This is a genomic window from Roseburia sp. MSJ-14, assembly GCF_018918225.1.
Classification (GTDB): Bacteria; Bacillota; Clostridia; order Lachnospirales; family Lachnospiraceae; genus Petralouisia.
Window position 1 is genome coordinate 33736 of the sequence record NZ_JAHLQD010000019.1, and the last position, 24873, is coordinate 58608.

Annotated in this window: 21 protein-coding genes; 4 read left to right on the forward strand and 17 right to left on the reverse strand. The window is 37.9% G+C overall.

The window, feature by feature from the left end:
• Window positions 1-94 precede the first annotated feature (94 nt).
• Both galT and KQI83_RS07785 read right to left on the reverse strand, forming a co-directional pair.
• Window positions 95-1597 carry a UDP-glucose--hexose-1-phosphate uridylyltransferase gene (gene galT / locus KQI83_RS07780; protein ID WP_216556349.1) on the reverse strand — a complete coding sequence of 501 codons (1503 nt, stop codon included), beginning with the start codon at window positions 1595-1597 and terminating at the stop codon, window positions 95-97.
• 24 nt (window positions 1598-1621) lie between these two features.
• Window positions 1622-2902 carry a galactokinase gene (locus KQI83_RS07785; RefSeq protein WP_216556351.1) on the reverse strand — a complete coding sequence of 427 codons (1281 nt, stop codon included), beginning with the start codon at window positions 2900-2902 and terminating at the stop codon, window positions 1622-1624.
• 251 nt (window positions 2903-3153) lie between these two features.
• On the opposite strand from KQI83_RS07785, the gene KQI83_RS07790 reads away from it, so the two are divergent.
• Window positions 3154-4155 carry a LacI family DNA-binding transcriptional regulator gene (locus KQI83_RS07790; protein ID WP_216556353.1) on the forward strand — a complete coding sequence of 334 codons (1002 nt, stop codon included), beginning with the start codon at window positions 3154-3156 and terminating at the stop codon, window positions 4153-4155.
• Window positions 4156-4236: 81 nt separating this feature from the next.
• On the opposite strand, the gene KQI83_RS07795 is transcribed toward KQI83_RS07790, so the two are convergent.
• From KQI83_RS07795 to KQI83_RS07820, 6 genes are all read right to left on the reverse strand, one after another.
• The gene (locus KQI83_RS07795) at window positions 4237-5220 is read right to left on the reverse strand and encodes a tetratricopeptide repeat protein (RefSeq protein WP_216556355.1); all 984 of its coding nucleotides are present in this window, start codon (window positions 5218-5220) and stop codon (window positions 4237-4239) included.
• Window positions 5201-6127 carry a DMT family transporter gene (locus KQI83_RS07800; protein ID WP_216556357.1) on the reverse strand — a complete coding sequence of 309 codons (927 nt, stop codon included), beginning with the start codon at window positions 6125-6127 and terminating at the stop codon, window positions 5201-5203. The genes KQI83_RS07795 and KQI83_RS07800 overlap by 20 nt, the downstream gene beginning before the upstream one ends.
• 21 nt (window positions 6128-6148) lie before the next feature.
• Window positions 6149-8611 carry a glycogen/starch/alpha-glucan phosphorylase gene (locus KQI83_RS07805; RefSeq protein ID WP_216556359.1) on the reverse strand — a complete coding sequence of 821 codons (2463 nt, stop codon included), beginning with the start codon at window positions 8609-8611 and terminating at the stop codon, window positions 6149-6151.
• An 85-nt stretch (window positions 8612-8696) separates the two neighbouring features.
• Entirely contained in the window at window positions 8697-11864 is a 3168-nt protein-coding gene (gene ileS / locus KQI83_RS07810) for an isoleucine--tRNA ligase (protein ID WP_216556361.1), read from the reverse strand.
• Between the two features lie 92 nt (window positions 11865-11956).
• Window positions 11957-12235, reverse strand: a complete 279-nt coding sequence (locus KQI83_RS07815; RefSeq protein ID WP_216556363.1) for a hypothetical protein — start codon at window positions 12233-12235, stop codon at window positions 11957-11959.
• Window positions 12236-12317: 82 nt separating this feature from the next.
• Entirely contained in the window at window positions 12318-12809 is a 492-nt protein-coding gene (locus KQI83_RS07820) for a DUF4190 domain-containing protein (protein WP_216556365.1), read from the reverse strand.
• 283 nt (window positions 12810-13092) lie between these two features.
• Between KQI83_RS07820 and typA the strand changes: the two genes are divergently transcribed.
• Window positions 13093-14925 (forward strand): translational GTPase TypA, encoded by a 1833-nt coding sequence (gene typA / locus KQI83_RS07825; RefSeq protein ID WP_216556367.1) that lies wholly within the window; start codon window positions 13093-13095, stop codon window positions 14923-14925.
• Between the two features lie 66 nt (window positions 14926-14991).
• On the opposite strand, the gene KQI83_RS07830 is transcribed toward typA, so the two are convergent.
• From KQI83_RS07830 to KQI83_RS07840, 3 genes are read right to left on the reverse strand one after another with little or no spacing between them, the layout of a single operon-like run.
• Window positions 14992-16143, reverse strand: coding sequence for an ABC transporter permease (locus KQI83_RS07830; RefSeq protein ID WP_216556369.1), 1152 nt, complete (start codon window positions 16141-16143; stop codon window positions 14992-14994).
• Window positions 16130-17260 (reverse strand): ABC transporter permease, encoded by a 1131-nt coding sequence (locus tag KQI83_RS07835; protein ID WP_216556371.1) that lies wholly within the window; start codon window positions 17258-17260, stop codon window positions 16130-16132. The genes KQI83_RS07830 and KQI83_RS07835 overlap by 14 nt, the downstream gene beginning before the upstream one ends.
• Window positions 17261-17273: 13 nt before the next feature.
• On the reverse strand, window positions 17274-18227 hold the full coding sequence (locus KQI83_RS07840) for an ABC transporter ATP-binding protein (RefSeq protein ID WP_216556373.1): 954 nt from the start codon (window positions 18225-18227) through the stop codon (window positions 17274-17276).
• A 142-nt stretch (window positions 18228-18369) separates the two neighbouring features.
• On the opposite strand from KQI83_RS07840, the gene KQI83_RS07845 reads away from it, so the two are divergent.
• Together KQI83_RS07845 and KQI83_RS07850 are read left to right on the forward strand one after the other, a co-directional pair.
• Window positions 18370-19473, forward strand: a complete 1104-nt coding sequence (locus KQI83_RS07845; RefSeq protein WP_216556375.1) for a sensor histidine kinase — start codon at window positions 18370-18372, stop codon at window positions 19471-19473.
• Between the two features lie 14 nt (window positions 19474-19487).
• Complete coding sequence (locus KQI83_RS07850; RefSeq protein WP_216556377.1) at window positions 19488-20111, forward strand: response regulator transcription factor; 624 nt, start codon at window positions 19488-19490, stop codon at window positions 20109-20111.
• 15 nt (window positions 20112-20126) lie between these two features.
• Here the strand turns inward: KQI83_RS07850 and KQI83_RS07855 are convergent, their stop codons facing one another.
• The 6 genes from KQI83_RS07855 to glnA form a co-directional block, all read right to left on the reverse strand.
• On the reverse strand, window positions 20127-20432 hold the full coding sequence (locus KQI83_RS07855) for a type II toxin-antitoxin system PemK/MazF family toxin (RefSeq protein ID WP_216556379.1): 306 nt from the start codon (window positions 20430-20432) through the stop codon (window positions 20127-20129).
• Window positions 20429-20674, reverse strand: coding sequence for an AbrB/MazE/SpoVT family DNA-binding domain-containing protein (locus tag KQI83_RS07860; RefSeq protein WP_216556381.1), 246 nt, complete (start codon window positions 20672-20674; stop codon window positions 20429-20431). Before KQI83_RS07860 ends, KQI83_RS07855 begins: the two co-directional genes overlap by 4 nt.
• A 169-nt stretch (window positions 20675-20843) precedes the next feature.
• Complete coding sequence (locus KQI83_RS07865; RefSeq protein ID WP_216556383.1) at window positions 20844-22058, reverse strand: LL-diaminopimelate aminotransferase; 1215 nt, start codon at window positions 22056-22058, stop codon at window positions 20844-20846.
• A gap of 33 nt (window positions 22059-22091) precedes the next feature.
• The gene (dapF, locus tag KQI83_RS07870) at window positions 22092-22943 is read right to left on the reverse strand and encodes a diaminopimelate epimerase (protein ID WP_216556387.1); all 852 of its coding nucleotides are present in this window, start codon (window positions 22941-22943) and stop codon (window positions 22092-22094) included.
• Window positions 22944-22972: 29 nt separating this feature from the next.
• Window positions 22973-23518 carry an ANTAR domain-containing response regulator gene (locus KQI83_RS07875; protein WP_216556389.1) on the reverse strand — a complete coding sequence of 182 codons (546 nt, stop codon included), beginning with the start codon at window positions 23516-23518 and terminating at the stop codon, window positions 22973-22975.
• Window positions 23519-23536: 18 nt separating this feature from the next.
• Window positions 23537-24868, reverse strand: a complete 1332-nt coding sequence (gene glnA, locus KQI83_RS07880) for a type I glutamate--ammonia ligase (protein WP_216556391.1) — start codon at window positions 24866-24868, stop codon at window positions 23537-23539.
• Window positions 24869-24873: the final 5 nt, after the last annotated feature.

A 24873-nucleotide genomic window follows, 5' to 3' on the forward strand; every position in this document is an offset into this window, starting at 1 on the left:
AATAATCATCTTTTCACGCACCTTTCTTTACTTAACTAGGTTTATCATATGCTTTTTGGTATCATATGTCAAGATTTTTTATTAGATACACTTTTTACGCATTCAAAGAATCAATAAAACGATCAAATGCTTTCTGACCTTCTTCTGTTCTCTTATAAACGCCTGCATGCTCTAATACCTTGCTAAATACCAGACCGATTTCCTTATGGAGAATCTCCATTACATTTTCTTTTGTCACTTTATCATACTTTGGCAAAAACTCTTCTACCCAGTCTGCATGTTTTTCGATGGTTTCGTCTGCACGAATATCCTTACCGTTTACCATAGCATCTGCTAAGGTTTCCATTTCACCCTTTAATCTTGCCGGAAGTACTGCTAATCCCATAACTTCGATTAGTCCAATGTTTTCCTTTTTGATATGATGAAGTTCTGCATGTGGATGATATACGCCCAGAGGATGTTCCGTGGTAGTAATATTATTACGCAATACCAAATCCAGTTCGTATTTGTCACCACGTTTTCTGGCAATCGGTGTAATGGTATTGTGAGGCTCTCCGTCGGTTTCTGCGAAAATGAACGCTGCCTCATCGGTATAACCACGCCATGCATTTAAAATGACATCCGCTAATGCAATGATGCGTTCTGTATCCTCTCCGGAAAGTCTGATAACTGACATTGGCCATTTTACAATTCCAGCCTGAATATCTTCAAATCCCTTTACGTTAAATTCGCGTTCTACCGGAGTCTTTGCCATGGCAAACTCATAGCTACCTCCCTGAAAATGGTCATGACTTAAAATAGAGCCACCTACGATTGGAAGGTCTGCATTAGAACCTACAATGTAATGCGGGAATTGTTTTACAAAATCAAATAATTTGCAGAATGTACCATGCTCTATTTTCATTGGTATATGCTTTGAATTAAACACAATACAGTGCTCATTATAATATACATATGGAGAATACTGGAATCCCCACTTACTGCCTTGAATTGTCACCGGAATAATACGATGATTCTGTCTTGCAGGATGATTGATTCTTCCTGCATATCCCTCGTTTTCCATGCATAACAGGCATTTTGGATAACCGCTTTGTTTTGCATTTTTTGCCGCTGCAATTGCCTTGGGATCTTTCTCCGGCTTAGATAAGTTAATGGTAATATCAATTTCTCCATATTCTGTCTCAGCCTTCCATTTTACATCTCTTGCAATACGATAACGGCGAATATAATCACTGTCCTGACTTAATTTGTAATACCAGTCAGTAGCTGCTTTTGCACCTTTATTATGATAAATATCCCAAAACTTTTCAATGACTTCGCTTGGTCTTGGCATTAACTGTGCCATTAGTTTTGTATCAAATAAATCTCGATACACAACCCCATTTTCTTCTAATACGCCTGTTTCATAAGCATAATCCAATAACTCTTTTAATACTGGTTCTAATTCTATGTTTTTATATTCTTCTTGTGGTTCTTCGTATTCTTCTAACTTTAATACTTCCAATAAACGATTCGTTGTAAAAATTCTATCTTCCTCTGAAATCAAATGATTTTCCAAGCCATAACATACCAACTTTTTAATTGCTTCATATACCATTTTAATCTCCGTCCCTTCTATACACTATATCACTTTTATTCCACCAACCGGTCTGACTTTTAATACATGGCAAGCCCCTTTGCCAAATACACTGTCTAACATTTCACGATAGTTCTCTACAAAATCATCCGCTACAAATGCCTGAATGGTTCCTGCAAATCCACCACCATGCACACGACTTACGCCATGATTTCCCAAAATAGTCTCACTGACTGCAAGACCAATGGAAACTCCTTGATTTTGTACATCTTTGTTGGTGTACACGTTTTGCAAATAATTAAAGGAAGAATTTCCGGATGCTTTTACTGTTTTTAAAAATTCTGCAAAATCTCCGCGTTTCAATGCATTTACTTCTTGTTCTACCCTCTTATCTTCTTCAAAGAAGTGAAGGGAACGAAGTACTGCACGGTCTCCACATGCCTGTTGCAATTTTGCAATATTTTGATAAAACTCTTTTTCATCTACTTCACGCAAAAACTCTTTTCCAAAGAAATTCGCAACTTTTTTCATTTCTTGCGGAATCAATGCATAATCATCCGTCAAATCTGCATGAGATCCCTTGGTGTCGGTAATACAAAGGCTATGATGATATGCCCCAAAATCTACATCTACTTTTTCTACAATCGGGTTCTTCGGGTCAGCAAAATCAATATGTATCAATCCACCTACAGAACATGCCATCTGATCCATCAGTCCACATGGTTTTCCAAAGAATACATTTTCTGCATATTGTGCCACCTGAGCAATCTCAACCGGACTAATTTTCATGTCGTTGTAAAGCCCTGAAATGATGGTTCCCACTAATGTTTCAAAGGCCGCAGAGCTGGACATTCCTGCACCATTTAGCACATCGCTGGTCACATATGCCTGAAATCCACCGATGTTATGTCCATTTTGTTTTAAACTATATGCCATTCCCCGAATGATTCCAACGGAAGTTCCTTCTTCTTCCTTACGCTCCTCCAAGTCAGATAAGTCTACACTTATCTTCTCATATCCTTCTGACAGCAATTCAATCACTGCTTCAGAAGTTTTTCTTACAACTGCAATTGCATCTAAGTTAATAGATGCTGCCAACACTTCTCCGTGCTGATGGTCCGTATGATTTCCCCCAACTTCGCTTCTGCCCGGTGCACTATAAATTTCTGCTTCACCCGCTCCATATAACTCTTCAAATTTTAAAATTGCCTTCTCATAACGTTCCTTCTGATAGGAAATCACCTTATCGTCTACATATATGTCTGTTAACCTTTTATCCTGCTGTCCCGCAGTGATTTCTCCCAATAACACCTTTGTCTCCTGCATCTTTAGCCCCACCCTTTCCTTTTATTATTTGATGACCTTATTATATCTTACATTTAGTAAACAGTCAATATTTTTAGTAAAATTTTACGTTGTTTTTACTACTTCTTTCTTTTCTCTGTTTTTACTTAAAACATATCTGTTTTCACTTTTTTCTCTCTACAAAAAATTTAGTAAATTTACTAAATTTTTCTTTTCTTTTTTCTTTGTTTTTGCTATACTTTATTTAGATTGAATTTTATGGAGGATACCAAATGGCTACCATTAAGGATATTGCACAAGCCGCCGGTGTTTCTTCTGCTACCGTTTCTCGTATTTTAAATAATGACAGCACTTTGAATGTAGCACCTGAAACACGCCAAAAGGTTTTAGATACGGCAAATGCTTTAAATTATAAGAAAAAATCAAGAGTCTCTAATCGTTCTGCCTATACTCTGGGAATTGTTCAATGGTTTTCCCCACAGCAGGAATTAGAGGATAATTACTATTTACTGATTCGTCAGGGAATTGAAGACTTTTGCATGCAAAACTGCATTCACGTTGTCCGCACTTATAAAGCTGATGTGAACTATATGGATGCTTTAAAATCTGTAGATGCTTTGGTCTGTGTCGGAAAGTTCAGTGCCGGTGAAATCAAGCATTTCCGGGAATTAACAAGCAGTATTATTTTTCTGGACATGCCTGTAAATGATACCTCTGTTTCTACTATCACCCTGGATTTTGAACACGCAGTAACTACCGGTATGGATTATCTTACTTCTCTTGGACATACTAAAATCGGTTTTTTGGGCGGAAAAGAATATCTGGCTGACCGTCAGCTCTTTCCTGACATGCGTAAAAAATTATTTGTAAAATATTGCAAAAATCATGATATTACTTACGAACCTTATGTACTGGAAGATGCTTTCACTACGGAATCCGGTTACCAAATGATGACTCAATTAATAAAAACAGGCGATTTGCCAACTGCAGTTGTGGCATCTAGCGATCCTATTGCAATTGGAGCTTTGCGCGCCCTTAATGATAATGGCATAAAGGTACCGGAAGATATTTCTCTTATGGGATTTGACGACACCAGTCTTTCTTCTTTTACCTCGCCACCTTTAACTACTATTCATGCACCGGCTTATGATATGGGAAACTTTGGTGCTAATATTGTATTTAATATCCTAAAACTACATCCAGCCACTGCCATGAAGATTCAACTTCCTTGCCAGTTGGTAAAACGTCAGTCTTGTAAAGAGCTGGATTTCTAAGTCGAAACTGATAGAAAAAGGTGCACACTGCATCAATCGAGTATCTTGTGATGTTCGATTGGTACAATGCGCACCTTTTCTTTATCTGGTCTGTAAAAATACAAATTCCCGCTGTGCCTGTGCATCCTCCGGATAATCCTGTACATAAGCTGCCATTTTTTCTCTGGCAGATGCAAAATCTTTTAACTGTTCATAGGCAATAATTTCATATTTTTGAAGCTCCTGCTTATTAATCACATTATCGGTTGCAAGTGCCTTCTGGAAGAACTCCAACGCCCGCTGATAATTGCCCATTTCCATTTGCATTTTTCCTAAGGTAGTAAGTGCCTCTGAATCGGAGCCGTTACGAGCAGAATAACTCTCATATAAAGCCTGTGCCTGAGAGGTGTTTCCCTGTGCATCATATACCTCTGCCATATAAAGCAACGCTTTCATATCTTCCTTATTGATTGCCTTATCCAATTCTTTTCTGGCGCTTTCATAATCACCTTTCAACAAATAGATATGTCCACGTTCCCGATAATCTTCGGCATTTTCTCCACCTTGTTTCAACGCTTTGTCTAAAATCTTTCCGGCTTCTTCTGTATCTCCTACGCCATTCAGATTTTCATAAATAGAAACATACAGCTCGTAATCACCGGAATTTAGCTCCAATGCCTTATCAAAATCCTTTTTTGCCTTTGCGGTGTCTCCTTCTTTCAGATAAATACACCCACGCAGATAATAGGGATTTCCATTTTTCTTATCATAATTCATCAATGCCTGATATGTCTCTATGGCACCATCTATATCACCGCTTTTATACTGAGCAGCAGCCTTATAGTAACAGATATCAATCTCTAAATCTCCCACTACTGCAAGGGATTGATCCAGTGCTTTTTGAAATGATTTTACTGCACCTTCATAATCGCCTTCTTCCATTTTAGTGATTCCTGCCTTACGATATTCTTTTTCTTTTTTTAGGGATTCTTCACTCTTACATCCGGCTAATACAGACATTCCAAGTACCAGTAACATTATCCCTAAGACAAATTTTTGTTTTTTTCTATTCTTCCGGTTCTTCATATCCTTGCTCTACTTTCTCTTTTTTCTGTGGCAACTGTGCCAAAATAATTGCACAAAACATCAACACGCAACCTGCCACTTCTCTTTTACTTAACTGTTGATGTAACACAACCAATCCTGCTAATACAGAAATCACAGATTCCATACTTAAGATTAAGGATGCTACCGTCGGATTGATTCCTTTTTGTCCCACAATTTGTAACGTATATGCTACTCCGCAGGACAATACACCACCATACAATATGGGTTGCCATGCCGATAATATCTGTGTCATCTGTGGTTTTTCAACAAGAAACATAGGAATTGCCGATAATATTCCACATACCAAAAACTGTATACAGGACATTTTCACACCATCCACATATTCCGTAAAATAATCAATCACTAAAATATGAATTGCAAATAAAAATGCACATATGAGTACCAGCATGTCACCTTTTCCCACAGAAAACTCTTTTGTTATGCACAAAAAATACAATCCTGCCAACGCCAATCCAACACCAATCCAGACAAACGGTGTACATTTCTTTTTTAAAAACAATCCTAAAACGGGCACAATAATAATATAAAATGCCGTAATAAATCCTGCCTTACCTACCGTAGTATAGGCAATTCCCATCTGTTGAAAATTACTTCCCAGACACAAACAGATTCCACATAAAATTCCGCCTAACAACAACTGTTTTTTATCTTTCGGACTTTCTTTCTTTTTAGAATCAGAAGGAGCAACCCTTCTCAAAAACCAAATGCATGGAATGAGAACAGCTCCTCCTATCAAACTTCTCACACAGTTATAGGTAAATGGCCCTAAATATTCATTTCCTACACTCTGTGCTACAAAGGCAGTACCCCAGATAAATGCTGTCAAGAACAACAGTATGGTATTTCTTATCTGTAACTTACTCATAAAACTACTTTTGTACTCCTGCTACTCCATTTCAACCGTTACTTTATCTAAATGCCAAATATCATCTACATATTCCTGAATGGTTCGGTCAGAAGTAAACTTACCGGAATGAGCCACATTTAACATTGCCATCTTTGCCCAACGTTTTTCATCGCGATATGCTTCTTCTACCCGCTCCTGCGCCTGTGCATAAGAACGGAAATCCTTCAGGATAAAGTATGTATCTGCATACTGTGTTTCCTGTGTATTTAACAGGGAATTGTATAACGGTCTAAACAACTCAGAATCATTACCGGAATAAAATCCGTTAATCAACTGCATTAATACCTGACGAATTTCCTGATCATTGTTAAATATCTGCATTGGGTCATAGTCTCTTTTTGCTTCATGCTCGATAACTTCCTGAGCACTCATACCAAAAATAAACTCATTTTCTTCCCCTGCTTCTTCTACAATCTCAACATTTGCGCCATCCATGGTTCCAAGTGTTACTGCTCCGTTTAACATAAACTTCATGTTTCCGGTTCCGGATGCTTCCTTACTTGCAGTAGAAATCTGTTCTGACACATCTGCGGCTGCAAAAATCCACTCTGCATTAGATACTTTATAATCTTCAATAAATACCACTTTTATTTTTCCATTGATACTTCTGTCGTTGTTGATTACTTCCGCTACATTGTTAATCAGCTTAATGGTAAGTTTTGCATTTCGATAACCGGCTGCTGCTTTTGCACCGAAAATAAATGTTCTTGGATAAAAATCCATATCCGGATGTTCTTTTATCTTGTTATACAAATACATAACATGCAGAATATTTAACAACTGACGTTTGTATTCATGAAGTCTTTTTACCTGTACATCAAAGATAGAACGTGGATTTACTTCGATTCCATTATGCTTCAAAATATAATCTGCCAAACGCAGCTTATTCTGATACTTGATATTCATAAATTCCTGCTGCGCTTTTTCATCCTCTGCATAAATTGCTAATTTTTCGATGTGTGGTAAATTTGTAACCCATTCGTTTCCGATTTTATCATTAATCCAATCTGCCAATAACGGATTACCGTGATATAAGAATCTTCGTTGTGTAATACCATTAGTTTTATTATTGAATTTTTCCGGGAACATCTCATAGAACTCATGCAATTCACGTTCTTTTAAAATTTCTGTATGAAGTCTGGCTACACCATTGACGGAATATCCTGCTGCAATAGCAAGATTTGCCATACGCACCTGTCCATCATAGATAATTGCCATCTTCTGTACCTTTCCGTCATCCCCCGGAAAACGCTTCTGAATGTCTAAAATAAATCTGCGGTTTATTTCTTCTACAATCTGGTAAATTCTCGGTAACAATCGTGAAAAAATTTCAATCGGCCATTTTTCCAAAGCTTCTGACATAATGGTATGGTTGGTATATGCACAGGTCTTTCCTGTAATCTCCCATGCCTCATCCCATTCCATGCCTTCTTCATCCAGCAAAATACGCATCAGTTCTGCTACTGCCACTGTAGGATGTGTATCATTCATCTGAATTGCAACCTTTTCCGGTAATTTACGCAAATCCGGATGATCCTTCTTATATCGTGCTATAGCACGCTGCACACTGGCTGAAACAAAGAAGTACTGCTGTTTTAAACGCAATTCTTTTCCCGCAATGTGATTATCATTTGGATATAATACTTCCACCAGATTCTTGGCAAGATTTTCCTGCTCTACTGCTTTTTTGTAATCTCCTTTATCAAAGGAATTCAGTTCAAAGCACTGTACCGGCTCTGCATCCCAAATCATCAAAGTATTTACCATATTATTGTTATATCCGATGATTGGCATATCGTAAGGAACTGCCTTTACCGACTGGTATCCATCATGGATAAATTTTACTTTTCCCTGTTCATTCATTTCTGAACGCACATATCCGCCGAATTTTACTTCATAGGTATGTTCCGGACGACGCAGTTCAAATGGATATCCATCCTGTAACCAGTTATCCGGTTCCTCAATCTGATATCCATCCTGTATCTTTTGACGGAACATTCCATAGCGGTAACGAATACCACATCCGTATGCAGGATATCCTAATGTAGCTAAGGACTCCATAAAACATGCTGCCAGTCTTCCCAATCCACCATTTCCAAGTGCCGGATCCGGCTCCTCATCTTCAATGGCATTAATATCAAATCCGATTTCTTTTAGTGCCTCACTAACTTCTTTATAAGCGGTCAGATTAATCAGGTTGTTTCCCAATGCTCTTCCCATAAGGAATTCCATAGACATATAATAAAGAATCTTTGGATCTTCTTTTTCAAAAGTCTTCTGTGTTGCAAGCCACTGGTCGATAATAACATCTTTTACCGTATATGCAACTGCCTGATATACTTCCTGTACCGATGCTTCCTCTAATGTCTTTCGATATAGATTCTTTACATTTCCCTTGACTTCTCGTATAAACTGCTCTTTTTCAAACATTCTGTTTTCCATAATACCCTCTCTCCTGTCTTGTGTAATGACACTTTTAGAAAAAGGAGAGTAGTCACCGATAAAAAGTGTTACTCTCCTTTTTAGTTTATTGTATTTTCTCTACGCCAAGTGTTACTTTCTCACCGTTGATATTCCATTCTTTTTCATATCCGGTTACTGCACCTGCGGTAATCTTCTCACCCAGTACCTCTGACTGAATCTGTGCTCCGAACTTTTCAAAGATTTGACTGATTTTATCGCCTGCCTGATAAGAAATGGCAATTTTATCCATTACTTCAAATCCTGCTTCTTTACGCATTGTCTGAATCTTACTAATCAATTCACGCACAAATCCTTCCTCTAATAACTCTTCTGTCAGGTTGGTATCTAATACAACAGTTACTTCATTGTCACCTTCAGTTACATAACCTTCTTGCTGAGTCATGGTAATCAATAAATCCTCTTCACATAATACAACTTCTTCACTCACGCTGTCAAGTGTCAGACTACCCTTTGCCTTCAATTCTGCCATAGCCTTATTTCCGTCAAGCTCTGCTAATGCTTTCTGAATCTGACCTAAGAACTTACCGTATTTTGGTCCTACGGTACGCAACTGTGGCTTAAAGGTATAATCTGTAAAGCTGCTTACGTCATCTGTAAAGGTTACTTTCTTTACATTTAACTCTTCTTCGATAATCTCACAGAAGAACTTGGATAACTGATACGGAGCCTTTACAAACATGTTTCCGATTGGCTGACGGTTTTTGATATTTGCTGCATTTCTGCATGCACGACCCATTACTACAATTTTCAGAACAGCATCCATATTTTTCTCTAATTCTTTATCTACAAATGCTTCGTCTGCCACTGGGAAGTCACATAAATGAATACTTTCCGGTGCATCCTTATCAATGCTGCGAACCAGGTTTTGATAAATTTCCTCAGTTAAAAACGGAACCATTGGTGCTGCTGTTTTGCATACGGTTACTAATGCAGTATACAATGTCATGTATGCGTTGATTTTATCCTGTTCCATTCCCTTTGCCCAGAAACGTTCACGACATCTTCTGACATACCAGTTACTCATATCATCTACGAAATCCTGTAATGCTCTTGCTGCTTCTGGAATCTTATAACTTCCAAGATTGTTATCTACTTCTGTAATTAAGGTGTTTAACTTAGATAACAGCCATTTATCCATTACGGATAATTTATCATATTCCAAAGTATACTTTGTAGCATCAAATTCATCTATATTCGCATACAGTACAAAGAATGCATAAGTGTTCCACAAAGTACCCATGAACTTACGCTGTCCTTCCTGTACTGCCTTGCCATGGAAACGGTTTGGTAACCATGGTGCAGAGTTAATATAGAAGTACCAGCGAATTGCATCTGCGCCATAAGTCTGCAATGCATCAAATGGATCTACTGCATTTCCCTTGGACTTACTCATCTTCTGTCCATTTTCATCCTGAACGTGTCCTAATACAATAACGTTCTGGTAAGGTGCTTTATTAAATAACAAGGTTGACTCTGCCAACAGGGAATAGAACCATCCACGGGTCTGATCCACTGCCTCTGAAATAAACTGTGCAGGGAACTGTTTTTCAAATACTTCCTTATTTTCAAATGGATAATGATGCTGTGCAAATGGCATTGCTCCTGAATCGAACCAGCAGTCAATTACTTCCGGTACACGATGCATCTGCTTTCCACATTTTGGACACTTAATAGTAACTGCATCAATATAAGGACGGTGTAACTCTATTTCATCCGGGCAATTGTCAGACATCTCTTTTAATTCTGCAATACTTCCTACAGAATGCATATGTCCACATTCACATTCCCAGATATTAAGTGGTGTTCCCCAGTAACGGTTACGGGAAATTCCCCAGTCCTGTACATTCTGTAACCAGTCTCCGAAACGTCCTTTTCCGATACTTTCCGGAATCCAGTTAATAGTATTATTATTGCGAATCAAATCCTCTTTTACTTCTGTCATCTTAATAAACCAGGATTCTCTTGCGTAATAGATGAGTGGTGTATCACATCTCCAGCAATGTGGATACTCATGTTCAAACTTAGGTGCATCAAATAACAACTTCTGATCTTCTAAGTCCTGCAATACCATTGGGTCTGCTTTCTTACAAAATACGCCTGCATATGGAGTTTCTTCTGTTAATTCACCTTTTCCATTTACAAACTGAACGAAAGGTAATTCATACTTTCTTCCAACCTTAGAATCGTCTTCACCAAATGCCGGTGCAATGTGTACAATACCAGTACCATCTGTCATGGTTACATAACTGTCACAGGTTACAAAATGTGCTTTTTTATGCTGTTTCGCTGCTGCATCTGCGGCACACTGGAATAATGGTTCATATTCCTTGTATTCCAAATCTGTTCCTTTGAATGTTTCTAATACTTCATATGCCTTTTCACCAGCTTCTTTTTGTTCCTTACTTAATAAAGAACCAAGTACCTTATCCAGTAAAGCTTCTGCCATATAATAAGTATATCCATCGATTGCTTTTACTTTACAGTAAGTCTCATCCGGATTTACACAAAGTGCCAGGTTAGATGGTAAGGTCCATGGTGTTGTGGTCCATGCTAAGAAGTATGCATCTTCACCCTTTACTTTAAAGCGCACGATAGCAGAACGCTCTTTGACTGTCTTATATCCCTGTGCAACTTCCTGTGCAGACAATGGTGTTCCACAACGAGGGCAATATGGTACAATCTTAAATCCTTTGTATAATAACTTTTTATCCCAGATTTCTTTTAATGCCCACCATTCGGACTCGATAAAGTTATTGTCATAAGTAACGTAAGGGTTTTCCATGTCTGCCCAGAATCCAACAGTACCGGAAAAATCTTCCCACATCCCTTTGTATTTCCAAACGCTTTCCTTACATTTTTTGATAAATGGTTCTACACCATATTCTTCAATCTGTTCTTTTCCGTCCAGACCTAACATTTTTTCTACTTCCAATTCTACCGGAAGTCCGTGGGTATCCCATCCTGCTTTACGAGGAACCATTTTGCCCTTCATGGTTTGGTATCTTGGAATCATATCCTTAATAACACGAGTTAATACATGTCCGATATGTGGCTTTCCATTTGCTGTTGGCGGTCCATCATAGAAGGTGTAAGTTTCTCCTTCTTTTCGGTTTTCCATACTTTTCTTAAAAATATCATTCTCTTTCCAAAATTCTTCTACCTGTTTTTCTCTTTCTACAAAGTTTAAATTGGTATCGACTTTGTTATACATACTCTGTATGTGCTCCTTTCCTATTGCATTATATAAAAGAATCCGCTTGTCGGGCTCTTTCGCGCCCGAGCGGTGTCGTTTACGACAATTTCCTATTGCATAAAAAAAACTCTGCCCTGTAAAAGGACAAAGCTTATAAATGCATTGTTACCACCTGTTACATTGTACTTAAGGTCACCCTTGCATACACGATTCCCATAACGGAGGAATTTCCGTCCGTACCTACTTGTGCCATATGGCAGGTTCAGCCGGCAACTTGGAAGTGATGTTCCGATATTCTCTACTAGTACCGGTTTCCACCCTCCCGGCTCTCTGAAACGTTTGATAACAGGAACCTTATCTGTTCCTGAATACCGTACTGTCTTCGTCATCGTCTTTTCAAAAATCTTTTTACATTATAAAACCTGCAATATCTCTTGTCAAGACATTGCAGGCTGTTTTTAAAAGTGTATTTTACACTCCACTATAATACTGATTTAATATTCTATCATAATATCCACTATTAATAGCCCACAATCCGATTAGAATTAAGGCTACAAATATAAGCACTCCTACTGCTCCACACACAATTCCTGCAATAGCCATTCCCTTGCTCTCATTTTTTACAATTTGAACAATTCCAAGTACAATCGCTACGATACCACAAACCGGTGCTGCATATGTCAAAATCGGAAGTCCTACATATGTGCTGCATATCAGTACGATAGATAAAATTCCGCAAACCATAGATGCGATTCCAAGTCCAGTTCCCTGTCCCTTTCCGGAACCATAATTCTGTTCCCAGGACGGCTGATTTCCATTTGCGTAAGAATATTGATTGTTTGGTTGCTGATAGTTTGTCTGCTGATTATTCGGTTGCTGATTTCCATAAGAATAATTTGGGTTCTGCTGCCCCTCATTTATCTGCTGGTCATTGTTATCAAAAGTATTGTTAACATCACTCATGATATATCCTCCTCAATTATAGTATAGTAAAAATTATATCAGACACTTTTTTACTTTACAAGTCAAAATTTAGGATTCCACTTTATTATCTATAAAAATAAATAAAGCAAAATCGCAACATTTTTCCCTATTTTATGCAGAAAAACCTTGCCAAATCACTATTTTGTGGTAAAATACAAAGGTCGGTCACTTCCCTATTATAAAGTGGCTGTAAAAAATTAAGGATACTATTGGTTTTCCCGAATCATTTTACGGGATAGATGGAAGAAAGAAGGATTATTTTATGAAAATGAAACGAGAGGACATTCGTAACATTGCCATTATCGCCCACGTTGACCATGGTAAAACTACTCTGGTAGACGAATTATTGAAGCAAAGTGGTGTGTTCCGTGCCAATCAGGAAGTACAGGAACGTGTTATGGACTCCAATGATATTGAACGTGAAAGAGGTATTACTATCCTTTCCAAAAACACTGCCATTACTTATAAGGATGTAAAAATCAATATTATTGATACTCCCGGACATGCAGACTTCGGTGGTGAAGTAGAGCGTGTACTGAAAATGGTAAACGGTGTTGTTTTGGTAGTAGATGCTTTTGAAGGTGTTATGCCACAGACCAAATTCGTTTTGATGAAGGCTCTCTCTTTAGACTTGCCTGTTATTGTATGTATTAACAAAATCGACCGTCCGGAAGCACGTCCTGACGAAGTAATCGATGAAGTATTAGAGTTATTTATGGATTTGGATGCTTCTGACGAACAGCTTGACTGTCCATTTATTTATGCTTCTGCAAGAGATGGATATGCCATGAAGAGTTTAGATGATGAACCGGACAACATGGTTCCATTATTTGAAACCATTCTTGACTATATTCCTGCACCGGAAGGTGACCCGGATGCCAGCACACAGGTTTTAATCAGTACCATTGACTACAATGAATATGTAGGACGTATCGGTGTTGGTAAAGTAGACAATGGTGTATTGAAGGTAAATCAAGAAGCTATTGTAGTAAACCATCACGAGCCAGACAAACAACAGAAGGTGCGTATCAGCAAGCTTTATGAATATGATGGATTAAACAAGGTTGATGTTACAGAAGCAAAGATTGGTTCTATCGTAGCAATCTCCGGTATTGCAGACATTCACATTGGTGATACTATCTGCTCCCCAGAGAATCCGGTAGCAATTCCTTTCCAAAAGATTTCCGAACCTACCATTTCCATGAACTTCATTGTAAATGATAGCCCGCTTGCCGGACAGGAAGGAAAATTTGTTACTTCCCGTCATTTGCGTGACAGATTATTCCGTGAATTAAATACAGATGTTTCTCTTCGTGTAGAAGAAACCGACAGCCCGGATAGCTATAAAGTTTCCGGTCGTGGAGAACTTCACTTATCTGTATTAATTGAAAATATGCGTCGTGAAGGTTATGAATTTGCAGTAAGTAAAGCTGAAGTTTTATACCATACAGATGAAAATGGCAAAAAATTAGAGCCTATGGAAATTGCTTATGTAGATGTTCCGGATGAATTTACCGGAAGTGTTATTGAAAAGTTAAGCCAGCGAAAAGGAAGCCTTTTAAACATGGGACCTATCGCAGGTGGATACACCAGATTAGAGTTCAACATTCCTTCCCGTGGATTAATCGGTTATCGTAGCGAATTTATGACTGATACCAAGGGAAATGGTATCATCAATACTATTTTCAACGGCTATGAGCCATACAAAGGCGAAATTGCTTACCGTAAGACCGGTTCTCTGATTGCTTTTGAAAGCGGCGAATCTGTAACATACGGTCTGTTCAGTGCTCAGGAACGTGGTACTCTCTTTATCGGACCTGGTGCAAAAGTATATGCCGGTATGGTTATCGGACAAAGCTCCAGAGCAGAAGACATTGAGTTAAATGTATGTAAGAAAAAACATTTAACCAATACCCGTTCTTCCAGTGCAGATGAAGCTCTGACCCTGACTCCACCTAAGATTTTAAGTTTGGAACAGGCATTGGAATTCATCGAAACAGACGAACTCTTAGAGGTTACACCGGAAAGTCTTCGTATCAGAAAGAGAATCTTAGATCCTACCCTTAGAAAAAGAGCCGGATTTAAAAAACAATAAGTTTTGCATTTTAAAAGGCGGTACCTGTTCTTCCCAACAGATACCGCCTTCTTTTATAAATCATTTTTACGATTTTCTTGCTTTTAAACGATTTATCATTAATGTAAATGCAAATATCGTTACTGCAAATGCAAGCATTACCAGCCAATTTCGATAAATATCTCCTGCCTCTGATAAACTTTTTATTTTCCAGATGTTATTATTAGAGTTTACATACCAATATGATGGAACAAACTTCGCAACCTTTTGCATTCCCTGGTTCATTAAGTCTATGGGTACAAATACGCCTCCTAAGAAACTAAATGCCAAACCTATAACATTGGCAACCATGTTAAGTTGGGCATCATCCTTTGCCTGTCTTCCTGCCAAAAATGCAATGCTTAAGCACACCAGCATAAATGCTAATGCATTTCCCATGCTTAAAAAGCCGCGTATACTTTTCATATAACCCGGATAAATTATCCATGCTACCAACATAAATATGCCATACTCCAGTAACATGATTCCCGCACTTCCCAAAATCATTTGGATATTTCGTTTAAAAAAACTCATAGCCGAGCAACGATTTCTGGCATCCAGATTTTTTTCATTAAATACCATTAAAACGCTACTAAGGCTTACTACCATTATACATAGGAAAATATATGGTATATAGTCAAAATAATATGCAGCAGCAGGTTTTTCCTCCCCATCCTCTACATTCAGGAAATTCACCTTGCTTTCTTTACTCATCGTATCTAATGATTTTTTTGCCGCTTCTTCCGCTTCATATCCACTATCAACATACATACCAAGATTTTCTAAAAATTCATCAATTTCCATTTTTGCCAAATATGCAGTATTATTTCCCGGAACCATCGTTCCATCCAATACTCCCTCTCGCTGCCCTGCTAAAAACTTTTCTGTAAAGTCTTCGGGAATAATCAAAACATATTGGATATTTCGATAATACATGGCATCCAGAAGTTTTTCCCGCTCCTTTGGAATCTCTTTTATATCATTTTTCTTTTCCAAATATGATACCAGGGCTTCTCCTAATTCACCTTTATCCCGGTTATCCACTCCAATTTCCATACAAACCTGTGAAAAGTCAGATGTATCATCTTTTTGTCCATTAAAGGAAAACATAAAGGTCAATGCTAAATAAATTATCATATAGACTATCATTGCAGTCTTATTTTTATTTAAAATCTTAAAAAACGCCTTAAATACTTGCATAACGTTCCCTCCTTACCATAAGATAAGAACCAATGCACAATATCACTGTAATTGCTAACAGCCCTAACATACACTGATTATATCTGGTATATGTGTCGTAAATATTTAAACTATACATTGCCTTTACAATCAGCGATGCCGGATTAATACGATTTATTACCGGTGCATAAGTTTCCACTAACTGATACATTCCACTTGCCATAAGTCCTGCCAAAAAGCATTCAATCATGGTAACTCCAATACATAAACCTTCTCTTACACTTTCTTTTATTTTTCCAATACTTCCAACAAATACCCCAGTCATAACACCTATGGCACTTCCAATTAGTATCATCAATAAAATTCTTACAGTTTCATCCCCTAAATTTACCTTTAAGGCATATTTTAAATACATAGCTCCAAATACCGTACAGAAGAATTGCGCTGTAATTTTTGCACAGATATCTGCCAATAAAATCACAAATCGATTGGTACTTGCCACAACTCTTCTTGCTCCAAGAGCGGATAAATTTGCTTTAAATGCTACTGCACAGTTCACACCGGAAAAGCAGCCATAAAGACAGTTCATAGCAATCAATGCATAGAAAAAATCTGACATCATATCCATATTTCGATTTGTAATGCTGTTTTCTTTCAAATAATTCCACTGTTTTGCAATATTGCCAGCTACTATTTGGAGATTTTCCGGATGCTCTGCTGCAATTTCAGAAAATGCTCCTACGGTCTTTTCATATTGTTCCTGAACACTTTTTAAAATACTCTGATCCATTCCTTCTTCTGTTACGGTAAGCGTGATACTGCTTCCATTCCAGAAAATCCCCTTTACTTCTTCCTCACGCAACAACTTCTTTGCTTCTTCTCCAGAAACTTTCTGCACTTTTACTAACTGATTTTCTTCTTCTAATTCCGTCAATAATGTTTCGAATTCCTGTTGTGATTGTTCCTCTTCCACATAAGCCACCGGTATCTGTTGAAACATAAATTCCCGTTCATTCATATCTCCAAAGCTGACTTTAAAAAGAGTTCCCAGTATAATCGGAAATAAAATATTCCAAAACATCAGATATTTTTCTCTTGCACACCGCTTTAACCCATATCCATATGCTCTAAAAAACATTCTGCTGCACCTCCTAGCCTTCTGCCAAATCCCGCAGTTCTTTTCCTGTAATTTCCAAAAATACATCATTTAAGGTTGGAAGTTCTGTGTAAACACGTCCAAAACTGATTTCTTTCTGCTGGAAATAGTCCAAAATACGCACCAGATTATGTTTTCCACCACTGCATCGTATTTCTAACATTCCCTTGTCATATGTTAGCTGATATACATGTTGCAAAGACTGAATCTCTTCTAATTGCTCCGGTGTTAATTCCATCACTTCCATATGAATCTTCTCTCCGGTCTTAATCATTGCCTTTAATTCTTCCTTCGTTCCAGAAGCAACACAGCGACCTTTATCCAAAATAGCAATTCTGCTGCAAATCTGCTCTACCTCTTCCATATAATGGGAAGTATAGATAATTGTTGCTCCTTCCCTGTTTAACTTCTGTATTCCCTCTAAAATACGATTTCGGCTTTGGGGGTCTACTGCTACTGTAGGCTCATCTAAAATAATCAATTTAGGTTTATGTGCGATGCCACAGGCAATGTTCAAACGTCTCAACAATCCTCCGGAAAGTTTTTTAGGTAAAAACTTACGAAAATCCTCTAACCCCGCAAATGTAATTGCCTCTTCCACACATTTTTTACGTTCTGCCTTATCTTTGATATAAAGTCCGCAAAAATAATCAATATTTTCCTGTACAGTCAATTCCTCAAATACTGCTACATTTTGAAGCACTACTCCAATCTGTTGCTTGATGCGGTAACTGTCCGGTTGAATCTCTTCTCCAAATACCTTTACACTACCTTTGTCAAAATTCAACAACGCCAGAATGCAACTAATGGCTGTTGTTTTTCCGCTTCCGTTTGGTCCTAACAGTCCAAAAATTTCTCCTTTTTCTACCGTAAGATTCAAATGATCCAATGCCACCAGTTCTTTATATCTTTTTACCAGATTTTCTATTTCCACAACTTTTTCTGCCATGGTACTCCTCCTTTTTTTCCTTTTGATAGTATCATCTTAGCAAATGAATTTATTTTCTCCTAGTGTGTTCTGTCATTTTTCAATGTGACAAATGTCATATTCTGTATTATACTATAACTAAAAGTTTGAACGGAGGACTTCTATGCGCGTTTTTATGGATAAGTTAGCACTCCTCATCAGTTGCTTTCTTTTTCAACTCTATTATTATAAAAATCTCGGTACCATGCATGTATTGGCATTGCTTGCTGCTCTTACTTTTATTTGTCTTTGTACTTACTGCAATCCGGATTTGTTATCTATACAAGACTTTTCCCCACACTTTCGTTATTTAGAAATCGGACTTTGTCTTTTCTTTTTGGTACCGGCTCTCACCGTGCCACTGTTTACCTGCTTTTTGCCACTATTGTTTTATGAATTGACACTTCCACAGATATGGTGTTTGATTCCTGCGGGAATTGTTGTGTTTCTCCTATCCGATTTTCATACACTTTCCTTTTCTTTACTGCTTTTTCTTTTGATGTTACTTGCCTTTTGGCTCAAGCAAAAAACAGTGAACCTTTTGCAGTTGGAACAGGAATTCAAACGCCTGCGTGATACCTCTACGGAATATAATTTGTTACTGCGTGAAAAAAATCAAGAGCTTTTAAAGCAACAGGATTATGAAATTCATGTGGCAACCTTAAAGGAACGAAACCGTATTGCAAGAGAAATCCACGATAATGTAGGACATATACTTTCTCGCTCTATTTTACAATCCGGTGCTCTTATTGCCATCAATAAAGATCCTGTTCTAAAAGAACCTCTTTCGGCACTAAAGGACACCTTATCTCTTGCTATGAATTCTATCCGGGAATCTGTTCATGATTTGCATGATGACTCGGTAGATTTAAAGTCTACTTTGCAAACTATGCTGAAAGACTTTTCTGACTATGAGATACATTTAGAATATGACATGGGAGCGTTAGTTCCCAAAAACATTAAATACTGCTTTATTGCCATTGCAAAAGAAGCTCTTTCTAATGTTACCAAGCACAGTAATGCTACACGCATTACAATTACTGTTCGTGAACACCCAAGCCTCTATCAATTAATTATACAAGATAATGGTACAGATATTCGGATTTCTGATTCCGGAATCGGGTTGGAAAATATGAAAGAACGTATTGAGCAGCTTCATGGGCGCATAGAATTTACAACGGAACAAGGATTTCGTATCTTTATTTCTGTTCCGAAACACACACACTAATTTGGGAGGTTGTTATGAAAATTGTAATTGTAGATGACGATAATCTCGTTTCTTTATCTTTAAAAACTATCTTAGAAGCATCCGGAAAGGTTACCGTAGCTGAAATAGGCAAAAACGGACAGGAGGCAATTTCTCTATACGAAAAGCATCTTCCGGACGTTTTATTAATGGATATTCGCATGGACACCATGACAGGTCTTGAAGCTGCAGAAGCAATTCTCAGAAAACACCCCGATGCTAAAATCCTATTTCTCACCACCTTTTCGGATGATGAATACATTGTCCGCGCCTTACGTCTGGGTGCCAAGGGATACATACTAAAACAAGACTTTGAAAGTCTCCTGCCTGCACTCACTTCTGTTCTTAATGGGCAAAGTGTATTTGGAAGTGAAGTGGTTGGAAAGCTCCCCGGCTTTTTGGATAAAACCAATCGCTTTGACTATTCTGCCTTTGATATTACTGCAAAGGAAATGGAATTAATTGAATTGATTGCAGATGGGCTTAGCAATAAAGAAATTGCAGAACGATTATTTTTAAGTGAAGGAACTGTGCGTAACTACTTAAGCTCTGTTTTGGAAAAACTGGAATTAAGAGATCGAACACAATTGGCAGTATTCTATTATAAGAACTTGAAGTAAAAACATTTTGGTTTCCTATATATAATCAAAAATCCCTTGTATTGCATCTGTTATGTTAATGATATCTGGCATTGATATTTTACCAATTTTTGAAAATCCTCGCACATTTAGATCTAATAATGCGAGTTTTTCACATTGAACATAACCTTTTATCCATTCTGTTTCAATGATTATATGAAGTGCTCCCGGTTCCCCACCGGCAAAAATAGGACACCCAATAATTTCTCCCGTTTGATTGAAAAAATCCTTACTTACCACAAGTACCAAATGTTTTACTTTTTCTATCTTTATAATATCTCCCGGATGCAATACTTCTTTCACTCCCAAACCTCTCTTCCTACTGCTTCTCCCCAATCATATTCGCCATCCAATTCTAATTTTCCATTAAATTCAGCAGTTCTTTCCTCCAAGGTTTTATGTCTAAACGGCTTCACTAACGTAATCATACCATTTGCCACCTTTACATCAAGCACATCATCAATGGAAATATTTGCTTCCTGCAAAATATCTTTTGAAATACGAATTCCCTGACTATTTCCCCATGCTTTCACTTGTGCCTGCATAAAAATTCCTCCTTCTCTTTGTATATACATAGTATATACTTTTGCATATAAAAAATCAATGTAGTTTTTAAATTCTGCTAAGAACTCTATCTTTGGTTTCATAAAAAGAGACTGTAAACACATATTCTGTGTTACAATCCCTTTTCAGATTCTTATATTTTCTATTTTCTTACAGATTCTTGATTCTTTCAATTGCTGCTACGGTGTTCTCATAAGTACCGAATGCAGTCAGTCTGAAATATCCTTCTCCATGTGGTCCAAATCCGGAACCTGGTGTTCCTACGATATTTGCATTCTCTAATAAGTAATCAAAGAACTCCCAAGATGTCATCTTGTCCGGTGTCTTTAACCAGATATAAGGTGCATTTACACCACCAAATACAGTAAATCCTGCATTCTGAAGTCCTGTTTTAATCGTTGCTGCATTCTTCATATAGTAAGCAACTTGTTCTTTTAACTGTGCTTTTCCTTCTGGAGAATAAGTTGCTTCTCCTGCTCTTTGCACGATATAAGGTGCTCCGTTGAACTTGGTTCCATGACGACGTGCCCACATAGCATTTAAGGAAGCATCTCCGCATTTTAAGTCCTTTGGAACAACGGTATATCCAAGACGTACTCCGGTAAATCCGGCATTCTTAGAATAACTCTTTAACTCGATTGCACAAGTTCTTGCACCTTCACATTCGTAAATAGAATGGGCTACATTACTTTCTGAAATATATGCTTCATATGCTGCATCGTAAAGGATAATTGCTCCTACTTTATTTGCATAATCTACCCATTCCTGTAACTGTGCTTTTGTGATTGTAGTTCCGGTAGGGTTATTTGGCAGACACAGATAAATCAAATCCGGTGTTTCCTTTGGAAATTCCGGTACAAAATTATTTTCCATGGTACATGGCATATAAATTACATTGCTCCATGTCTCTGTGTTGGTATCATATACACCGGTTCTTCCTGCCATTACGTTAGAATCTACATATACAGGGTAAACAGGATCACAAACTGCAATTTTATTGTCTATGGCGAAGATTTCCTGAATATTTGCAGAATCACTCTTTGCTCCATCAGAAACAAAAATTTCATCTGCTGAAATATCACATCCTCTGGACTTATAATCATTTTCTACAATTGCATTTCTTAAGAATTCATATCCTAAGTCCGGTGCATATCCATGGAATGTTTCAGCATGTCCCATTTCATCTACTGCTTTATGCATTGCTTCGATTACTGCCGGTGCGATTGGCTGTGTTACATCACCAATTCCCAAACGAATAATATTCTTATCTGGATTTGCTTCTGTAAAAGCACTTACTTTTTTTGCAATGGTACTAAATAAATAGCTACCTGGCAACTTCTGATAATTGTCGTTAATTTTATACATCTTGCTCCTCTTTCTGCCTCTTGGCTGTTTATTTTACTCTATTCCTTCCGGCAATGTAATAATACCGTCAAATACGGTTGTTGCCGGTCCGGTCATATAAACCGGCGCATCACTGCCATTCCACTGTATTTTCAGGTCACCACCTAACAGTTTTACGGTAACCTCTTTTTGAACCAAACCATTTAAAATGGCTGCTACGGCAGTCGCACAGGCTCCGGTTCCACATGCAAGGGTTTCTCCGCTTCCGCGTTCCCATACACGCATTCTTAATGTGTTTTCATCTAATACATTTACAAACTCTGTGTTAATTCTTTTGGGAAAACGTTTGTGATTTTCAAAATCCGGTCCCATTGATTCTAAGTCCAGTTCCCGTACATCCTCTTCCATAAAAATAACACAGTGTGGATTTCCCATAGATACACCATTCATCTGATAAGTCTTTCCTTTTACTTCTAATGGCACATCAATGGCACGTTCTCCCTCTGCTACTACCGGAATCTTCTCTGGTACCAACTCCGGAGAGCCCATGTTTACCTTTACCAAGGCAACCTTTCCGTTTTCAATAGTTAAGTCCAAATGCTTGATTCCCGCAAGTGTTTCTACGCTGATATTGGTTTTATCCGTAAGTCCGTAATCGTACACATACTTCGCCACACAACGGATTCCATTTCCACACATTTCTCCCTGAGAACCATCTGCATTATACATATCCATTTGAAAATCTGCCACCTTGGATGGCTTTATCAATATCAATCCGTCTGAGCCAACTCCAAAATGTCTGTCACTTACATACTTTGAAACTGCTGATGGATCTTTTATTGTCTCATTAAAACAATTTACATAGACATAATCATTTCCAATTCCATGCATTTTTGTAAACTTCACGCAATCACCTTCCCTTCTTTTTCTGCTCTTCAACTAAGCATACTTAAAATCATTTGCGCTGTATCTGTTAGTCCCGTTCCGCTATCCATACTTGTCTTTTGCATATAACGATGGGCTTCTTCTTCTGTCATATTATTTCTTATCATCAACAATTCTTTGGCTTGTTGAATCAATTGTTTTTCTTCCTGGCTCCGCTCTTTTGGAACTGCTTTGCGCTTCTTACGCTGCCGTTCCATAGCATATACCATCATTTCCATTGTACTTACTAATTCGTGTACCTTAAGCGGCATAGACAGACACATAACATCTTCTATTTCTCTTTCTTCACACAAATTTGGTGATGCCACCATCAGCATTTGAAAATGTGGCGGCAAATATTCATGTAATTCCGTATATATCATGTCCTGCAGGCGATACCCGCATACAACAATACCATCCCCCAGCATATCGGCATTTTGTAAAACCTGAGCACCTGTTACACATACTGAACCAACCTGAAATCCGCTTTTTATCAGAATGTTTTTTATGCTTTTCCCATTTTCGATTTTCGGGAATGCTACTATTACGTTTATCAAGACAATTCCTCCATGGAATTATATTTTGTAAAGATACTCATTGATTTCCCAGTCAGTAATCTGCTGACGGTATGCTGCCCACTCTTCTCGTTTGGCTTCGGCATACTTTTTAGAAACATGATCTCCTAATATTCCCTGAATAAATTCATCTTTTTCCATTTCTTCGATTGCTTCATTCAAATCTGACGGAAGTGCCTCAATATGCAATGCTTCCATCTCTTCTTCTGTCATATCGAAAATATTACCGTTTACTGCTTCCGGAGGCATAATCTTATTTTTGATTCCGTCTAATCCTGCGGAAAGGCATACTGCCAATGCAAGATATGGATTTGCTGCTGAGTCCGGACTACGCAGCTCTACTCGTGTTCCCTCACCTCTTGCTGCCGGAATACGGATTAACGGACTTCTATTGGTACCTGACCATGCAATATGCACCGGTGCTTCAAATCCCGGTATCAAACGTTTATAGGAATTTATCAGTGGATTGGTGATTGCTGTCATACCCTTCATATGTTTCATAATTCCGCCAATGAAGTAATATGCTTCTTTACTTAATCCCAGTTCATCTGATGGGTCTGCAAAAATATTTTTTCCATCCTTAGAAACAGAAATATTGATATGCATCCCGGAACCATTGATTTCCTGTTTTGGCTTTGGCATAAAGCTTGCAAACAATCCAAAACGTTTTGCAATGGTCTTTACTGCCAGCTTAAATGTCATAATATTATCTGCGGTGTGCAGTGCCTCATCATATTTAAAATCTATCTCATGCTGAGCCGGAGCCGCTTCATGATGAGATGCTTCTATTTCAAATCCCATGTCTTCCAGTGTCAATACCATATCACGTCTGGCATTCTCGCCCAAATCCACCGGACCCAAATCAAAATATCCTGCACGTTCATGAGAAATTGTAGTAGGTCTTCCTTCATCATCTGTATGAAACAGGAAAAACTCACATTCCGGACCTACGTTGAACTGGTATCCCAGTTCTGCCGCCTGAGCAACTGTTTTTCTTAAAATATATCTTGGGTCACCCTCGAAAGGTTTTCCGTCCGGACGATAAATGTCACAAATAATTCTTGCAACCTTTCCCTGCTGTGGACGCCATGGAAAAATTACAAAAGTATCTAAATCCGGATATAAATACATATCCGATTCTTCTATTCTTACAAATCCTTCTATGGATGAACCATCAAACATACATTGATTATTTAATGCTTTTTCTAACTGACTCTTTGTGATTGCTACATTTTTCAATGTACCAAACATATCGGTAAATTGAAGTCGAATAAATTCTACATCTTCGTCTTCTACCATCTGTATGATGTCCTGCTTCGTATACTTACTCATGACGT